The organism is Acetobacter malorum, assembly GCF_001580615.1.
GTDB lineage: Bacteria > Pseudomonadota > Alphaproteobacteria > Acetobacterales > Acetobacteraceae > Acetobacter > Acetobacter malorum.
Map to the genome: position 1 here is coordinate 25,191 of NZ_LHZC01000042.1, position 16,816 is coordinate 42,006.

Here is a 16,816-nt window from a genome sequence, read left to right on the forward strand (position 1 = left end):
GTTCCTTTAGGAGCACTAACTACGCAACTTTGACCAGAACATGGTGCTTCTTGCCAGAAGACAAGCGAATGGCACCCTCCACCATGTCTTTTTCTGAAATCACGCCGTTTTCATCCTGCACCACGGCGTTATTCACACGCGCCCCGCCACCGCGCACCAGCCGACGTGCTTCACCGTTGGTTTTGGCCAGACCAGCTTCCACAAACAGGCGGAACACCGGTACGCCTTCCGCCAGCAGGGTCTGCGGCACGGTATGCACGGGCAGATCTGCCGCAGCCACCTTGCCTTCTTCAAACGTCTGGCGGGCCGCTTCCGCAGCGGCCTGAGCCGCTTCGCGCCCATGGCACAGGGCTGTGGCTTCTGTGGCCAGAATTTTCTTGGCTTCGTTAATTTCTGCGCCCTGCAGGGCTTCCAGCCGCGCGCATTCATCCAGCGGCAGATCGGTAAACAGACGCAGGAAACGCCCCACATCGGCATCTTCCGTGTTGCGCCAGAACTGCCAGTAATCAAACACCGGCAGGCGCTTTTCGGACAGCCAGACGGCGCCATTGGCCGTCTTGCCCATTTTGGCGCCGGAAGAGGTCGTCAGCAGCGGGGTGGTCAGGCCCATCACGCTTTTCTGGTCCGTGCGGCGCACAAGATCCACACCGGAGACAATATTGCCCCACTGGTCAGACCCACCAAGCTGAAGCGTCACCCCATGGCGGCGGTTCAATTCCCGGAAGTCGTAGGACTGGAGAATGGAGTAGTTGAATTCCAGAAAAGTCAGGCCCTGCTCACGGTCCAGACGGTTCTTGACGGAATCGAAGGACAGCATGCGATTGATGGAGAAATGCACCCCGACATCACGCAGCAGGTCGATATAGGCCAGCTTGTCCAGCCACTCGGCATTGTTGGCCAGAATGGCTTCAGACGCGCCCCCACCAAAGGTGAGGAACTGGCGCAGGCAGCCTTCAATCCCTGCCAGATTGGTGCCTATGGTCTCTTCCGTCATCAGCCTGCGGGCTTCCTCACGGAAAGACGGGTCACCAATTCTGGCCGTGCCGCCACCCACCAGAGCCACCGGACGATGGCCGTGCTTTTGCAGCAGGCGCAGCATCATAATCTGGATCAGGCTGCCCACATGCAGGCTGTCCGCAGTCGGGTCAAAGCCGATATAGGCTGCAACAGAGCCCTTCGCCATCGCTTCATCCAGCGCCACGGAGTCCGTGCACTGAAAAATGAAGCCACGCGCAGCGGCCTCCTGCATGAAGGAACTCTGAAACCCGTTTTCGACCATTCTCTTTAATTCCTGTTTACGCCTCTGCCTGCCGCCGGAGCAGGGTTCGGCCGTCGCTCTAGCATGAGCGCCAGCCCGGCAGAACCTTTTCCCGCGTCAGATCTCCGGCCCCCTCGCCTGCGGACAGCCGGAGTGAACTCTCTGTATGCTTTGTCTGTCAGTGCTGCGGTTGTCAGGCCGTACCGCCAACCGTCAGGCCCGTCATTTTCAGGGTCGGCTGGCCAACCCCAACCGGCACGCCCTGCCCGGCCTTGCCGCAGGTGCCAATGCCCGGGTCCAGTTCCATGTCTTTACCAATCATGGAAACATGCGTCATGGCATCCGCACCGTTGCCGATCAGCGTCGCCCCTTTGACGGGCGCGGTGATCTTGCCGTCTTCGACCAGATAGGCCTCGGATGCCGAGAACACGAACTTGCCGGACGTGATATCCACCTGCCCGCCGCCAAAATGCACCGCATACAGGCCGCGCTTCATGGAACTAATCATATCTTCTGTAGAAGCCTGACCGGGCAGCATGAGCGTGTTGGTCATGCGCGGCAGCGGCATATGTGCGTAGGACTGGCGACGACCGTTGCCGGTCGGGGCCACACCCATCAGGCGCGCGTTCAGACGGTCCTGCAGGTAGCCTTTCAGAATCCCATCTTCAATCAATGTGGTCCGGCCTGTGGGAGTGCCTTCATCATCAATGGTCAGGCTCCCGCGACGGTCCGGGAGTGAGCCATCATCAATTACCGTGACACCCGGAGCCGCAACGCGCGTGCCCATGCGCCCCGCAAAAACGGATGTGCCTTTGCGGTTGAAGTCGCCTTCCAGCCCGTGCCCAACGGCTTCATGCAGCAGAATGCCGGGCCAGCCTGCGCCGAGCACAACTTCCATCTCCCCCGCAGGCGCAGGGCGTGCCTCCAGAGCGATCAGCGCCTGCCGCAGCGCTTCATGCACAGCGCCCTGCCATGTTTCTGCTTCCAGCAGGCGGTTGATTTCATACCGGCCACCCAGACCGTGGCTGCCGCTTTCACGCTTGCCGTCCTGCTCCACCACCACTGAGACGTTCAGCCGCACCAGCGGGCGCAGATCGGCCACTCGTGCGCCGTCGGCCCGGATAATCTGCACCGCCTGCCATTCGCCAGAAAGAGACGCCATAACCTGCACCACGCGGCTATCCTTGCCACGCGCGTAAGCATCAATCTGGGTCAGCAGGCCAGAGCGGGCCGCAAAATCCGTCTCGCCTAGCGGATTGGCATCCGTATAGAGGCGGCGGTTAGTGGAACGCGGCGCATCGGACATTGTGCCGGACCGACCGCCACGCACCGCACTCACCGCATCACCAGCGCGGGCCAGAGCAGAGCGGCTTAAATCATCGGAATGAGCAAAACCGGTTTCTTCCCCCAGCACGGCCCGCAGGCCAAACCCGCTGCTGGTGTCAAACGAGGCTGAGCGGATAACGCCGTCATCCAGCGCAATGCCTTCACTTTCCCGATATTCCAGAAACAGTTCGCCATCGTCCATCCCGTCCAGCGCCTTGCGGGTCAAGGCTTCTGCATCGGCACGGTCCAGCAGGGCTCCGGGTCTGTCAAAAAACATCTGGTCTGTAACCGCCAGAGCGCCAGGGCTTGAAGGAATGGATGACATGGACGAAACTCCTGACAGGACTAAGGCTCCGGGTAGCGGGTTCTCCCGGCAGAGCGGCCAAAGCATAAACAGTTAAGTGCTACCGCAAAACCCGCAAGGGGTTTGATCGTTTCTGTTTGATGACCAGATACGAGTCCTGACGCTTTTTCAGGACCCTTGCCAGACTGACCGCTGTGGCTCTCCCTTGGTGCCCCGGCGTTCCGCCGCAGCCAGAGGAAAGACATTATGAGTGCCTATCAGGACGGGACACGCTCCGGCCGCCCCATGCCAGCAGTATCGCCCGCTTCCGGCCAGCGCATCTCCTCCCGCCCCATAGCGCATCTTGCTCTGATCTGTTTTCTGGCCGCCAACCCCGCCGCAACTCTGGCACAGACCGCCACCCCGGCACCGCGAGCCCCTACTGTGTCCTCGCCGGTTCTGACGCACGACGCCACGCCAACAGAGCCCGACACAGCCCATCAGCCGCACACTGATGCGGCCACTACACCCGATGCGCAGCAGACGAGCACACACCCTGCTCCTGCTCCTGCTCCTGCTCCTGCTCCTGCTCCTGCTCCTGCTCCTGCTCCTGCTCCTGCTCCTGAAAAGGTGCCCGCAGGCTCACAGGCTGCAAGCACGGAACCGGCCCAGCCCACACTTGATGAAGAAAATTCCGCACCACCTGTGCAGGTCAAACTGTTCGATGTGCAGCCCGCAACACATGCAGGCGAACATGCAGCGCCAGATTTTGTGCCGCAGGACCTCCGACCACCCTCCATTGCGCTGGGTGATCTGTTTTCCGCTATTCATGCGGCTCGGATCTTTACCGATGCCAAAGCCGTGGCGGATGCCATTCCGGATCAGGCGCCTACAGATCTGGTCGCCGCATGGCGGCAGGAGAAAGATCTGCCCGATTTCAATCTGAAGCGTTTTGTCTCGCAGCACTTCACCATCCCCGTGCTGCGCTCGGCGGCCTACAGTCGCAAACCGGGCGAGAATGTGCGCGATTACATTTCCGGCATGTGGGATGTGCTGACGCGTGAGGCCGATACGGCGGTGCCCTGGTCTTCCCTCTTGCCGTTGCCTGAAACATATATTGTGCCCGGTGGCCGGTTCTCAGAATTTTATTACTGGGACAGCTACTTCACCATGATCGGCCTGTATGAGGACGGGCGCATTGACCTGCTGCGCAATGTGGTGCGCAACATTGCCTCGCTAATGGACCGATATGGCCACATGCCTAACGGCAACCGCACCTATTACCTCAGCCGCTCACAGCCGCCGTTTTTCTCCGTCATGCTGGACCTTCTCGCCAGTCATGACGGACAGGTGGTCTACACATCCTTCCTGCCGGAATTGCAGCGCGAGTATGACTATTGGACACATGGGACCGACGCCCTCAAACCCGGCGCGGCCTGGCAGCATGTTGTCCGCCTGACGGATGGCACCCTGATGTTCCGCCCGTGGGACGACATGGATTCCCCGCGCGATGAAAGTTTTCCGCAGGACTTAGCTACGGCAAAACGCTCCCACCGCCCATCTCCGGAACTCTGGCGCGACCTCCGGGCCGGGGCAGAAACCGGGTGGGATTATTCCTCCCGCTGGCTGGCGGATGACAAGACGCTGGACACCATCAACACCACCGCCCTGATTACCGTCGAATATAACTGTCTGATGGTACATCTGGAGCAAACGCTCTCCCATGCCTACGCGCTGAATGGAGAGAAAGACAAAGCGGCCTTTTACGCACAGCAGGCTACGCAGCTGAAAAACGCCATTAACCACTATCTGTGGAATGAAAAAGAGGGCGCGTATTACGATTATAACTGGCGCACCGGGCAGCTCAGAGACGTGCTCTCCACCGCGACAGTTGTGCCGCTCTTCCTGCATATTGCCCCGCAGGATAAAGCCGATGCCGTCGCCCGCACCATCAAAGCGCGCCTGCTCCATGTGGGTGGCCTGACCGTCACAGACCGTGAGACCGGGCAGCAGTGGGATTACCCCAACGGCTGGGCTCCGGAAGAATGGATGGCCATCAAAGGGCTGGAACAGTACGGGCATCATGATTTGGCAGCCGAGATTGGTCGCCGCTGGATGGCCCGCGTCATTGGCACGTATGAAAAAAGTGGCGTTTTGCTGGAGAAATATGATGTCGTCTCGCCCGAGATCAGCGCCACAGGCGGCAAGGGCGGCGGCGAATATCCCATGCAGATCGGCTTTGGCTGGACCAACGGGACCTTGCTTGGGCTGATGAATCGTTACCCGCAGAGCACCCGCAAAGTGCTGGATAACAACCCGCTGGCCGATCAGCCCTCTCAGCAGCCCCTGCCGCCTGTGGATGCATGGGATGCGAAAGGACCGGAAATCCCGGTTACAGAACATTCTCCGCTGAAAGGTGTGCCCGTTTCCACCCTGAAAGCCGAGCATCCGACGCAGGAGAACGATCGTCCCTCCACCCCGTCAGCGCCTGCCTCGCCGGAAGCTCACCCAGCGGTGCCAGACTCTGAGCACCCCTCATCCGGGCAGACTCCGGCAAAACCGGCAGACCACACGCAGCAGCCCGCACCGGACCAGAAGCAGGACAATAAACCGGCCACTCAGGAAGAACCGGCACCGATTGTTCCGCAACTCAGCCCGACACAAAACCCGCAGCCAGCCAGTGGGCCAGCACCAGCACCAGCACCAGCACCAGCACCAGAGTCAAAAACTTCTGCGCCGGGGCCGTAAAGCAGGTTTTGTTGGAAAAGCGGTCTTAAGGGCCAGAGATTACCTCCAGCCCGAACGAGACTGCCTAAATCCTCAGATACCGGGCAGTTCGTTCACGGTGACAACACGCCAGCCCTCATCCAGCCTTTCCAGAATAGTCAGGGAAAGGTTCTGGATGGAGAAATGCAGGGCGGTCTCCGGGTGAACACGCAGCGCATGCGCCAGAGCGGCGCGAATAGCCCCGCCGTGGCTAACGGCGACGATATTCTGCCCTTCATAGGCTTCGGCCAGACGGTCCAGCGTCACGCCTACGCGCCCGCATACATCCAGCATACTCTCCCCACCCGGCGGGCATTCCGTGGCCGAGATGGACCAGAAAGGATGCGGGGCCAGACGCAGATGCTGCGGTAATTCCTGATGCGGCATGTTGTGCCACTCACCGAGGTTCTGCTCGATTAGAGCAGGTTCCACATCCATCGGCACCGGACCGTAACCCGCTTCCTGAATAGCCTCAGCAGTGCGCCGTGTGCGGGAAAGGGGGCTGACAAGCCAATGCGCCTCACGCGGCAGACGAGCGGCCAAAGCTTCATACATCGGCCGTTGCGCAATCAGGCTATCCGGGCAGAGGGGGACATCCAGCGCCCCATAAAGCCGGAGGCGGGCATTCTGCTCGACCAGCGCATGGCGAATCAGCCAGAACCGCGTAATGCCGGGCGCAAGTTGCGGCGTGTCGAGAAAATTACCCTGATTGATCTGCTGGGCGGCGGGACGTGTGAGGCTGACGGTCATGGACTCTGTTGTGCTGTCAGGGACCGCCCAACGCAAGAGCAGAAATGGAACGTCGCAGTGCGTCCGCTTTCTGCTCGTCTGTTACGCCTTCTTTCACAGGACGTTCTGACCAGTGAGACTCGTCCGCCGTGTCCTCCGGTTCCCAGCGCGGCGCATAGGAGGGCAGCGGGTCTGCCTGCGCAATGGTCTTCCAATGCATCAGAATCAGACTAATTTTTTCCAGAACCCGGAGCGCATCCTGAATTTCCCGCGTCATGCGGGCGGTAGCGTCCAGACCTTCATGAGACGGTTCGCCCGACACAAGGCGTGCCCCCGCGGATAATCTGAGGGCTCCTACAAGCCCTCCGGCGGCCTGCGCATACGGAATTGGGACAGGCTGGCCGATATGGCAGAGCAGCGCGGCAAGCGCCTTTTTTTCTTGTGGGACGTAGGGCGAAAGATCGGCATTGAGCCACTGATAGAGCTTGCGACATCGTTCCAGATCTAGTGGGGGTAGGCCCTCTGTTCTCTCAGGAGCCCTTACCAGAAAGGACAGAATTGTTTGCTGACGGTCCCAGTCATGCGGCAAAGCATCCCGCTGCGGAGCGGGCTGAGGCAGAAACGCAAGGTCGGTATTGGCTTCGATTCCTCGCCTGACGGCAGCCAGAAAACCCTGCAACCGTTCCGCCACAACGACAGAGGGAATCGCCCCGAGAGCAGCCATTTCAGCCTGTGCTGCTCGCCAGCGCAGCAGCAATCCGTGATTAAATCCGGACGCCAGACCACGGCAAGCGGGGCTGGCCGGCCATTCACACTGGTTGGCGTAGGCCGCGAGGCCTTCAGGCAATAGCCCCTGATCCAAGCGGGCCTTCCAGCAGTCCGGCAGCAGGAGCGCCCCGCAGAACGGAGGGCCGGTGAAAAATTTGGACCCCGTCACCATCACCGCCCAGCCACGGGCCAGATAGGCCTGAACACGCTCCGGCATCAGCCGGGCCTGACAGGCATCCACCACCACATCCAGCTGCCCCGGATATTGGTCACACAGTGCTTCAAGAGCTTTCAGGTTGGGTGCCAGGAGGCCAGTTTTGGACAGATCCAGCACATGCAGCAGCACGCGTCGCCCTTTTACCAACTGGTCCTGAATGTCTTTCTGACACGCGGCCGTCACCTCGGCCTCTGGCCGCAACTGGCCCTCGGCATCCCGCAAAGGCAGATCAACACAGATCGTATCATCCGGGAATCCGGCTACAAGCTCCCCTTTACAGACGGACGCCCCCAATGCTGTTTCCTGCGCAAAATGCCAGCCGTGGGAGGCCAGCGGCACACCGCTGCCCGTTTCTTCCGGTGCTGTCAGAACAGTTGTAACCGGCTGCCCCGGCAAGGTGGACAGCGCCAGCACAGCCAGCGCCGCATCCGTGCCCGAAGAGGCCAGCAAGACATGATCCTCCCCCGGCAGCCCAAACCAGCCCGCCAGAAAATGGCGGACATCCAGAGCCAGCGCCTGCAAGGCCTGAGGGGCCTTACCCTCAAGAACAGCGCGAGCCAGCTTCACCCGTGCCAGTTCTCCGCCGGTAAAGCCTCGCTCTGAGAGAGAAGAGGCTGTGGAAGACGCAAAGGTTACCGCCCAGGGGCGAGGCCGGTGCGAACAACCGTAATGATTGAGGCCCGTGCGCACATCAATATTCAGCCGGGCATCACCCCCTTCCGCCATCAGGGCTTCAACGGGGCCGATCAGCGGCCAGGCCTGCACAAGCCACGCGTAAAGCTCATCCCAAAGAGCGCTATCGTCCGCTCCTTTACCCGGAGCACTAACAAGGGGGCGCAAAGCCGCAAAAAGCTGAGGCAAATCTTCTCGGATGGGTGGGTGTGCGCTGGCAAGCGTCCGGACCCATCGCTCGGGAGCGGGTAAATCCGCTGGCGCATCCAGCATCCAGAACCGGGCTGCCGTTCTGGCGGCGGAGAAGGAAATTTTTAGCGCCTGAAGGAGGTCCGGCTCCTGCGCGTCTGACAAAACCGCCAGTTCCAGCGCATGACGCAAATGAAACGCCACGACCCGACGTTCTCCCAGACACGGCGCCCCCAGAACAGTCTGCCCCCCAGGGCGGACATGGAAAGGATGGGCCACGGCCGGGTCCAGCATAATCCGGCATTGTGTTGCCAGCAGCCGCAGCTCCGGGCGGTCCAGCACATGCAGCAAGGTTTCCGTCAGGTTTCTGGCAAACATTTTTCCGCTTTCAACTCCCTGACGAACCATGCTCTCTGACTGCCTATAGGCTTGTTTTTCATACAGCCAAGCATAAGAAAATCGCAAATCTGCCAAGATTGCTGGCGAAGACTGTACTTCTGAGCTATGCCCAAAGACTGGTGATTTTAATCGTTTGTTTCGGTCCACAGAATACGGAATACCAATGCGTATCTTATTGACAGGCGGGTGCGGATTTATCGGATCCGCAGTGATCCGCCATATTATTCGGGACACCAGTCATTCTGTCCTGAATGTTGATTGCATGACTTATGCGGCCTCTGAAGAAACCGTGGAAGACGCAGCCGCCAGCGGGCGCTACGAATTTGCACGGGCCAATATCGTCAATGGCAGCGAACTCAGTCGCCTGTTTGAAACGTTCCGTCCGCAGGCGGTCATGCATCTGGCAGCAGAAAGCCATGTGGACCGTTCCATTGATGGGCCCGGCGTGTTCATTCAGACCAACGTAGTCGGCACCTATTCCCTGCTGGAAGCAGCCCGCAAATATTGGCTGACGCTAGACAAGGCTGACCGCGCCGCCTTCCGCTTCCATCATATCTCCACTGATGAAGTTTTCGGGGCGCTGGAACCGAACGATCCGCCCTTTACCGAAACCACCCCGTATGACCCGCGCAGCCCGTATTCTGCCAGCAAGGCGTCGTCCGACCATCTGGTGCGCGCCTGGTACCATACCTATGGCCTGCCCACGTTTGTCACCAACACGACCAACAATTACGGCATCTGGCACTTCCCGGAAAAACTGATCCCGCTCATCACCATCAACGCTATCGAAGGCAAGGATCTGCCTGTGTATGGCGATGGCAAGAACGTGCGCGACTGGCTGTTTGTGGAAGACCACGCCGAAGCACTGGTCAAGGCTGTTGAAACAGGCGTGCCGGGTGAGACTTACGCCATTGGTGCCCGCCAGCCGCGCACCAATCTTCAGGTAGTGGAAACCATCTGTAATGTTCTGGACGAACTGGTTCCGGACCCGGCCGGCCCGCGCAGCCGTCTGATCCGTTTTGTGACAGACCGGCCCGGCCATGATTTCCGTTACGAAATTGACCCCTCCCACGCTGAAAAAGCGCTGGACTGGAAAGCAAAGCATACTTTTGAAACCGGCATTCGCCGCACTGTTCAATGGTATCTGGACAACCGCGACTGGTGGGAAGGCATCCGCGCCCGCCGTTACACAGGCAACCGACTGGGAAGCACCGTAGAATGACACAGAAACCTGCAATTCAGACAAAAATGAAGGGTATTCTGCTGGCCGGTGGTTCCGGAACGCGCCTGTACCCCATGACGCTGGCGGCCAGCAAACAGCTTCTGCCGGTCTATGACAAACCGATGGTCTATTATCCGCTTTCCACGCTGATGCTGGCGGGTATTCGGGATATCATGATCATCAGCACCCCGAACGATCTTCCGCAGTTCAAACGCCTTCTGGGCGATGGTTCCCAGTTTGGGGTGACCTTCGAATATCGTGCCCAGCCCTCTCCTGACGGCATTCCGCAGGCGTTCCTGATTGCGGAAGACTGGCTGGACAACTCCCCCTGTGCGCTCGCACTGGGTGACAACCTGATTTTTGCCGATCATCTGAGTGCTGCCCTGCAGTCCGCTGCCGTGCGCCCGACTGGTGCAACCGTGTTTGCGTATCAGGTCCGTGACCCGGAACGCTATGGGGTAGTGTCTTTTGATGAAACAGGCCGTGCTCTGAGCATTGTTGAAAAGCCGAAAGAGCCCGTGTCGAACTGGGCTGTGACCGGCCTGTATTTCTATGACAACCGCGTGCTGGACTTTGCAAAACGCGTGAAGCCCTCCCCACGCGGTGAGCTGGAAATTACAGACCTCAACCGGTTCTATCTGGAAGAAGGCAGCCTGCATGTGGACCGTCTGGGCCGTGGCTGTGCCTGGCTGGATGCTGGCATTCCGGACAGCCTGATGGAAGCCGGGCAGTTTGTGCACACCATTCAGGCGCGTCAGGGCATGCTGGTTGGCTCTCCGGCGGAAGTCGCCTACCGGCTTGGCTTCATTGATGCGGACCAGCTCCGCGCGCACGCCTCCCGCATGGGAAAAACAGAACTGGGGCGGCTCCTGATGCAGGTTGCCAATACGGTTCAGCCAACAAGCTGAACCCCCTCTTCTTTTTCTGACCATTTGCAGACAGGAGCTTTCTTTCATGAAAGTCGAACGCCTTGCCATTGAGGACGTGATTCTGGTCACGCCCCCGCGCTTTCAGGACAACCGTGGGTTTTTCTCCGAAACCTACAATATTGACCGGATGCGGGACGCAGGCATTACCGAACCCTTCGTGCAGGATAACCAGAGCCTTTCTCGCCAAAAGGGCGTGATCCGCGGCCTGCACTGCCAGCTGGCGCCTTACGCGCAAGGCAAGCTGGTCCGATGCACCAAAGGCGCAATCTGGGATGTGGCTGTGGATGCCCGGACCGGCTCCCCCACCTATGGCAAATGGGTTGCGGCTGAACTGTCTGAAGAAAATTGGTCACAGCTGTGGATTCCGCCCGGTTTCCTGCATGGCTTCTGCACACTGACAGAAGATGCGGAAGTGCAGTACAAATGCACTGGCCTGTATAACAAAGCCTCTGAGCGCGCCGTGATCTGGAATAGCAAAGAGCTGGCCATTGACTGGCCCATTAAGACAGAAGACGCCGTTCTTTCTGAAAAAGATCTGGAAGCCCCGGAATTTTCTGCCGCCAAAGGCTGGTTTCATCTGTAATCAGGAGCAGACCTCATGAGTCGTCTTGCACAAAACGGTGGTCCCATTCTGGTTACGGGTGGCAAAGGCCAGCTGGCAACCTCTCTGGTTAATCTGGGTGGCCCGCGCATTCGCTGCGTTGGCCGGCCTGACTTTGACTTCGACCAGCCCGAAACCCTTGCTGCCACACTGGATGCCATCAAGCCGGTCGCCGTGGTGAATGCCGCGGCCTGGACGGCGGTTGACCTTGCGGAAACTGAGGCCGAAGGGGCTGCCCGCGCCAATGCCACCGGGCCGGAAGAACTGGCCCGCCTGTGTGCCCAGCGCGGTATTCCACTGATCCAGGTCTCCACGGACTATGTGTTCTCTGGAGACAAAGGCTCGCCGTATGTGGAGACAGACCCGGTTTCACCCGAGACTGTCTATGGCCGCACCAAGGCGGACGGTGAGAGCAAGACGCTGGCCGCCAACCCCAAAACCATCGTGCTGCGCACGTCATGGGTTTACTCAGCACATGGGAAAAACTTTGTGCGCACCATGCTCAATGCCGGCGCTAAAAACCCGGCTCTGAAAGTGGTTGGGGATCAGAAAGGCAATCCGACCAGTTCAGATGATCTGGCTGAGGCAATCCTCTCCATTCTCGCCGTTGTCGAAAAAGACGGCTGGAAAGATGCGTTCGCTGGCATTTACCATGCCTGCGGCACGGGAGAGACAACCTGGCACGGTCTGGCTGTTACAGCCCTGCAGGATGCGGCAACCCACGGCCAGAAAATGCCGGAAGTGACTGCCATCCGCACGGAAGACTGGCCGACCCCCGCAAAGCGTCCGGCTGATTCCCGTATGGACAACAGCAAACTGACGCACGTTTTCGGCGTTACAATGCCTGCATGGCAGGACAGTGTGCGGAAAACGGTTGATCAGATTTTTGCACAGTCTGCGTAAAAACCTCTGCAAAGCTGTTTGGAACGGTCTGAAATTTGACAGATTTTCCAGGCAGCTTTGCCGCACGCGCAATCGGGAGGCATTTCCTATCCCGTAGGATCTGAAGGAAGAGCATCACAGGTGCAGGAGACCAGCCAGCACACTCTTATAAACCGCCAGACGATTTCTCTGGACGGTGGCTCTTCTGTTGCCATTCTTCTGTCTCTTTATAATGCTGTCCCGTATTTACAGCAGCAGCTGAACTCGCTCCTGCAGCAAACCCGCCCTGACTGGACTTTATATTGGCGGGATGATGGCTCTACCGATACCAGCCTGACCATCATGCACCAGTTTGCCCAACAGGTTGGCAAAGAGCGCTGCGTGGAAGTCATGCCGCGCAATGGAGAGCATCTCGGGGTCACAGCCTCCTACGCCACACTGCTGGCCCACACGCCCCCCACCCTTTCTGTCGCGTTTTGTGATCAGGACGACGTCTGGTTTCCCGACAAACTGGAACGTGGTCTGCGCGCTCTGGCTACGGTGCCAGAATCTACGCCAGCCCTGTACTGCACACGCCAGACCCTGACGGACAAAAACCTGCGTCCGACCGGCCTGTCTCCCGAATTGCCGGACACAACCGGCTTTTTGCCCGCCATGACGCAGAATATCGCGACAGGCTGCACCCTTATGCTGTCTCCTGCGGCCTGTGCCTTGCTCCGCAAAGCCATGCCCGCCCCCACCTTTCTGCTGCATGACTGGTGGGCTTACCTGATGGTGAGTGGCGCAGGCGGACGCATCCTGACGGATAATCAGCCGTCTCTGTTCTATCGCCAGCACGAAAAAAATGCCGTGGGAGCCCGCAGCCAGTTCCTGCACCGCGCGCTGGCCGCGCTGAAGCGTGGTCCGACGGCGTTCATGAATATCTTCCGGGCTAATACGCTGTATCTGCTCAACCGGCAGAGCCTGCTCACGCCGGACGCCGTTAGCGCTCTGCGTCTGCTGCGCAAAGCGCAGAAACCCGGTTGGGGAGGAGCACTTTCCCGAGTCTCCCTCATGCATCGCCTGAAGCAGCTCAGAAGGCATAAAAAGCTCGAACAACTGGTTTTCCGGGTCTGGTTTTTACTGGGATAAGCTTTTGTTCCCGCGTTTTGCGCAAAGACTCGCCTCCCAACCTTCTTTACGACACCAGTTCAGGCTAGGTTACGGACTGTTTCAGCCCGAAACAGCATCATCAACTATCCGTCGCCGGTCTCCCTTTTCAGCCAGAGAAGGGTACGGGCGGCCTTTTGGAGTCAGGATCCAGGCCCTTGGCGCGCGTGAGCCACTCAAGATCTTCCGATTACGTCCCCTCCCCTTACAAAAGCGCGTTTCGTCTGCGCCTTGAAGAAGGCGGGGGAATTTTGCTGTGCCTGCTCGCCTGCGTCTTGCTGGTCGCACTGGTTACGTACAACCCGAACGATCCCTCCTTTAATACCGCAACCGGCCAGCCGCCCACCAATCTGCTGGGTATGACCGGGGCTGTGCTGTCTGACACCCTGCTACAGGGAATCGGACTAGCTGCGGTTCTGCCTTCCCTGATTCTGGTGGCCTGGGGCTGGCGTTTCCTAAGCCATCGTCTGCTGGGGCATGAAGCACCAATGGTGTTCGCCCTGCGCGTGGTGGCGCTGATCTGCCTGCTGCCGGTTGCCGGGGCTCTCCTTGCCGCCATTCCGCTCCTGTTTACCGCCCTACCCCCCATCCACTGGCCGACACAGGCTGGAATTGGTGGGGGCATCGGCTTTTCCATTGCCCAGACATCCCTCTCCGCTGGCACGGCGGCCATTGGCCCGGCTGGTGGCATGGTAATCTGGATTCTCGGTAGCCTGCTCGCCATTCTGCTCACAGCGCTCTGCACAGGCCTGCGGCGTGAAGAATGGCTGACGCTCTGGCGCGGGATGATGGTGCTCTTTCGCCTGCCCGGCCAGCTTGGCATGCGCTTTGTGCGCTACTACGCCAGCCGTAAACCCCAGACAGCCGAAGTCTCCGGCCCGCTGGGAGGCTATGCGAGCGGAGAAGAAACGACCTGCGCCAAAGGCAGCGGTGGATCTGCGCACAGCCTGTTTCAGGATGATGAGGACGAGGAAGATATCCCCGTCTCGACCCGAGCGGGAAATGCAGGCCCTGCGGCTTATGCTCCTGAACCGGAAGAATCTGCTCCAGCTCAGACCACAGCGCCTGTGCGGGAAGAACCTGCTGCTGCCTCCGGCCTGACTCTGGAGCCTGCCCCCTCTCCGGCCCCCGCGCAGGGCCGGAATGGTCTTCTGGGCCGGTTGTTTACCGGCAAGGATGCAGCGACCTCCGGTAGCCCCGCCAAAGCGGCGAAAGCCTCTTCCGCCCCGACCCGGAAGGGTGGCTGGGAACTCCCGCCGCTGGAACTGCTGAAACCCGCTCCGGCCCGCACACAACATGGCCCCTCGGAAGAGGACCTCACCAAAACAGCGCGCCAGCTGGAACAGGTGCTGTGTGATTACGGCGTGCAGGGCACGATTGTTGGTATGAGCGCGGGTCCGGTCGTCACGCTCTATGAGCTGGAGCCCGCAGCCGGTATCCGTTCTGCTCGCGTGATTGGTCTGGCGGATGACGTCGCGCGCTCCCTTTCCGTGCTGAGTGTCCGTATTGCGACCGTCCCCGGTCGTAATGTGATCGGTATTGAAGTGCCGAACAAAAAGCGGGAAACGGTTTATTTGTCCGAGCTGCTCAATCAGCCGGACTGGCGGGAAGACCCGGCCCATCTCTCTCTCGCACTTGGTAAGGATATTGAGGGCGAACCCGTCTTCAGTGACCTCGCCCGTATGCCGCATCTGCTGGTGGCCGGCACCACCGGGTCCGGTAAATCGGTTGGCGTTAACGCCATGATTCTCTCGCTACTCTACCGACTTTCCCCGGATGAGTGCCGCCTGATCATGATCGACCCCAAGGTGCTGGAACTCTCCATTTATGATGGCATTCCGCACCTGCTGACCCCGGTTGTGACAGAACCGCCGAAAGCCGTGAACGCCCTGAAATGGGTTGTGCGGGAAATGGACCGCCGTTACCGCACCATGGCGCATCTGCAGGTGCGTAACATTGCAGGCTACAACGCCCGTGCGGCAGAAGCCCGCGCGGATGGGGAAGTGGTTGTCCGCCGTGTGCAGACCGGGTTTGACCCGGAGACTGGGAATCCGGTGTTTGAGGAACAGTCCGTCACACTGGACCCGATGCCCTATATCGTCGTGATTATCGACGAGGTGGCCGACCTGATGATGACCGCTGGTAAGGAAATTGACGCCTGTGTGCAGCGTCTGGCCCAGAAGGCCCGTGCAGCGGGTATCCATGTGGTCATGGCGACACAGCGCCCCTCCGTGGACGTTATTACCGGCACCATTAAAGCCAACTTCCCAACCCGTATTTCCTTCCAGGTGATCAGCAAGTTCGACAGCCGCACCATTCTGGGTGAACAGGGCGCCGAACAGCTTCTCGGGCAGGGTGATATGCTGTTTATGCAGGGTGGCGGCCGCATTACCCGCGTGCATGGTCCGTTTGTGGCCGATAACGAGGTCGAGCAGGTCGTCAACTTCCTGAAGGAACAGGGCGAGCCGATTTATGATGACGACGTTCTGTCCGAACCGGTGGAAGAAGCCCCGGCCAGCAGCGGCAAATCCGGCGGCGGCGATAACGGCGAATCCGACATGTATGATGAAGCCGTGGCCATTGTGACGCGGGAAGGTAAGGCTTCGACCTCCTTCGTGCAGCGGCACCTGTCCATTGGCTACAACCGCGCTGCCAAGCTGATTGAGCAGATGGAGCGTGAAGGCATTATCAGCCGCGCCGACCATGTGGGTCGCCGCAAGGTGCTGACTGGCCCCAACCGCGAGGAATGAGCAAACCCCTCCCCTGCCCTTTCCGGCTCAGCGTGCTGTATCAGGATCAGCATGTGGTGATTCTGGATAAACCTGCCGGTGTGCCCGTGCATGCCGGGCCAAAGGGTGGGCCTTGCGTGGAAGACTGTTTTCCCCTGCTCTCCCGCCGCAAGGACGGGCCTTGGCTGGCACATCGGCTGGATGCGGAAACCTCCGGCTGTCTGGCCATTGCCCTGCGCAAGCAGCCCCTTTTGGCCATGCAAAAAGCCTTTACCGACAAGACCGCGCGTAAAACCTACTGGGCCGTTGTGGAGGGGGGACCGGACGCAGAGCGGGGTGAAATCTCCCTGCCTCTGACCAAAAAAACGGCTCCGTCTGGCTGGAGCATGGTCACCGCTTCGGATGGCGCCCCGGCCCGCACCGACTGGCGTGTGCTGGGACGTGGCGAGGGGCTATGCTGGCTGGAACTCTCTTTGCACACAGGACGCACGCATCAGGCCCGCGTGCATTGCGCCGCCATGGGCTGGCCGATTCTGGGGGATACGCTCTACGGGCACCCTCACCCGGAAGGGCTGCACCTGCTGGCCCGCAGTCTGACGCTGCCACTTACGCCGCCCGTTGCCGCCACAGCGCCGCCCCGCGAAGGCATGGAAGCCGCACTCCGGGCTTGCGGGTGGCAGGGTATCTAAGGCCTGAA

Annotated in this window: 12 protein-coding genes; 8 read left to right on the top strand and 4 right to left on the bottom strand. The window is 59.8% G+C overall.

The genetic code is table 11. The features are described 5' to 3' along the window. Positions 1-19 precede the first annotated feature (19 nt). Complete coding sequence (gene tyrS / locus AD930_RS04585; RefSeq protein WP_061505304.1) at positions 20-1,279, bottom strand: tyrosine--tRNA ligase; 1,260 nt, start codon at positions 1,277-1,279, stop codon at positions 20-22. A gap of 172 nt (positions 1,280-1,451) precedes the next feature. Beyond that, the gene (tldD, locus tag AD930_RS04590) at positions 1,452-2,909 is read right to left on the bottom strand and encodes a metalloprotease TldD (RefSeq protein WP_043549924.1); all 1,458 of its coding nucleotides are present in this window, start codon (positions 2,907-2,909) and stop codon (positions 1,452-1,454) included. A gap of 225 nt (positions 2,910-3,134) precedes the next feature. Between tldD and treF the strand changes: the two genes are divergently transcribed. Then, positions 3,135-5,615 carry an alpha,alpha-trehalase TreF gene (gene treF / locus AD930_RS04595; protein WP_244150491.1) on the top strand — a complete coding sequence of 827 codons (2,481 nt, stop codon included), beginning with the start codon at positions 3,135-3,137 and terminating at the stop codon, positions 5,613-5,615. 72 nt (positions 5,616-5,687) lie between these two features. Here treF and AD930_RS04600 read toward each other — a convergent pair whose 3' ends face one another. Together AD930_RS04600 and AD930_RS04605 are read right to left on the bottom strand one after the other, a co-directional pair. After that, positions 5,688-6,383, bottom strand: coding sequence for a histidine phosphatase family protein (locus tag AD930_RS04600; protein WP_061502473.1), 696 nt, complete (start codon positions 6,381-6,383; stop codon positions 5,688-5,690). Between the two features lie 16 nt (positions 6,384-6,399). Next, entirely contained in the window at positions 6,400-8,616 is a 2,217-nt protein-coding gene (locus AD930_RS04605; RefSeq protein WP_244150492.1) for a hypothetical protein, read from the bottom strand. Positions 8,617-8,770: 154 nt separating this feature from the next. Here AD930_RS04605 and rfbB point away from each other — a divergent pair, with 154 nt between their 5' ends. The 7 genes from rfbB to AD930_RS04640 all read left to right on the top strand — a co-directional run bounded on the left by rfbB (position 8,771) and on the right by AD930_RS04640 (position 16,808). Further along, positions 8,771-9,829, top strand: a complete 1,059-nt coding sequence (rfbB, locus tag AD930_RS04610) for a dTDP-glucose 4,6-dehydratase (protein ID WP_061505305.1) — start codon at positions 8,771-8,773, stop codon at positions 9,827-9,829. After that, on the top strand, positions 9,826-10,737 hold the full coding sequence (gene rfbA / locus AD930_RS04615) for a glucose-1-phosphate thymidylyltransferase RfbA (RefSeq protein WP_061505306.1): 912 nt from the start codon (positions 9,826-9,828) through the stop codon (positions 10,735-10,737). Before rfbB ends, rfbA begins: the two co-directional genes overlap by 4 nt. A 46-nt stretch (positions 10,738-10,783) precedes the next feature. After that, positions 10,784-11,341, top strand: a complete 558-nt coding sequence (rfbC, locus tag AD930_RS04620) for a dTDP-4-dehydrorhamnose 3,5-epimerase (protein ID WP_061502469.1) — start codon at positions 10,784-10,786, stop codon at positions 11,339-11,341. Between the two features lie 15 nt (positions 11,342-11,356). Continuing rightward, positions 11,357-12,262, top strand: coding sequence for a dTDP-4-dehydrorhamnose reductase (gene rfbD / locus AD930_RS04625; protein WP_061505307.1), 906 nt, complete (start codon positions 11,357-11,359; stop codon positions 12,260-12,262). 120 nt (positions 12,263-12,382) lie between these two features. Beyond that, entirely contained in the window at positions 12,383-13,372 is a 990-nt protein-coding gene (locus AD930_RS04630) for a glycosyltransferase (RefSeq protein WP_082781703.1), read from the top strand. Between the two features lie 185 nt (positions 13,373-13,557). After that, positions 13,558-16,140, top strand: coding sequence for an FtsK/SpoIIIE family DNA translocase (locus AD930_RS04635; protein ID WP_373320460.1), 2,583 nt, complete (start codon positions 13,558-13,560; stop codon positions 16,138-16,140). Next, positions 16,137-16,808, top strand: a complete 672-nt coding sequence (locus tag AD930_RS04640) for an RluA family pseudouridine synthase (RefSeq protein WP_043549915.1) — start codon at positions 16,137-16,139, stop codon at positions 16,806-16,808. Before AD930_RS04635 ends, AD930_RS04640 begins: the two co-directional genes overlap by 4 nt. The last annotated feature ends 8 nt before the right edge of the window (positions 16,809-16,816 follow it).

Coding starts and splice junctions, on each gene's coding strand:
- tyrS (WP_061505304.1), bottom strand. CDS start 1,279: ATGGTCGAAAACGGGTTTCAGAGTTCCTTCATGCAGGAGGCCGCTGCG.
- tldD (WP_043549924.1), bottom strand. CDS start 2,909: ATGTCATCCATTCCTTCAAGCCCTGGCGCTCTGGCGGTTACAGACCAG.
- treF (WP_244150491.1), top strand. CDS start 3,135: ATGAGTGCCTATCAGGACGGGACACGCTCCGGCCGCCCCATGCCAGCA.
- AD930_RS04600 (WP_061502473.1), bottom strand. CDS start 6,383: ATGACCGTCAGCCTCACACGTCCCGCCGCCCAGCAGATCAATCAGGGT.
- AD930_RS04605 (WP_244150492.1), bottom strand. CDS start 8,616: ATGGTTCGTCAGGGAGTTGAAAGCGGAAAAATGTTTGCCAGAAACCTG.
- rfbB (WP_061505305.1), top strand. CDS start 8,771: ATGCGTATCTTATTGACAGGCGGGTGCGGATTTATCGGATCCGCAGTG.
- rfbA (WP_061505306.1), top strand. CDS start 9,826: ATGACACAGAAACCTGCAATTCAGACAAAAATGAAGGGTATTCTGCTG.
- rfbC (WP_061502469.1), top strand. CDS start 10,784: ATGAAAGTCGAACGCCTTGCCATTGAGGACGTGATTCTGGTCACGCCC.
- rfbD (WP_061505307.1), top strand. CDS start 11,357: ATGAGTCGTCTTGCACAAAACGGTGGTCCCATTCTGGTTACGGGTGGC.
- AD930_RS04640 (WP_043549915.1), top strand. CDS start 16,137: ATGAGCAAACCCCTCCCCTGCCCTTTCCGGCTCAGCGTGCTGTATCAG.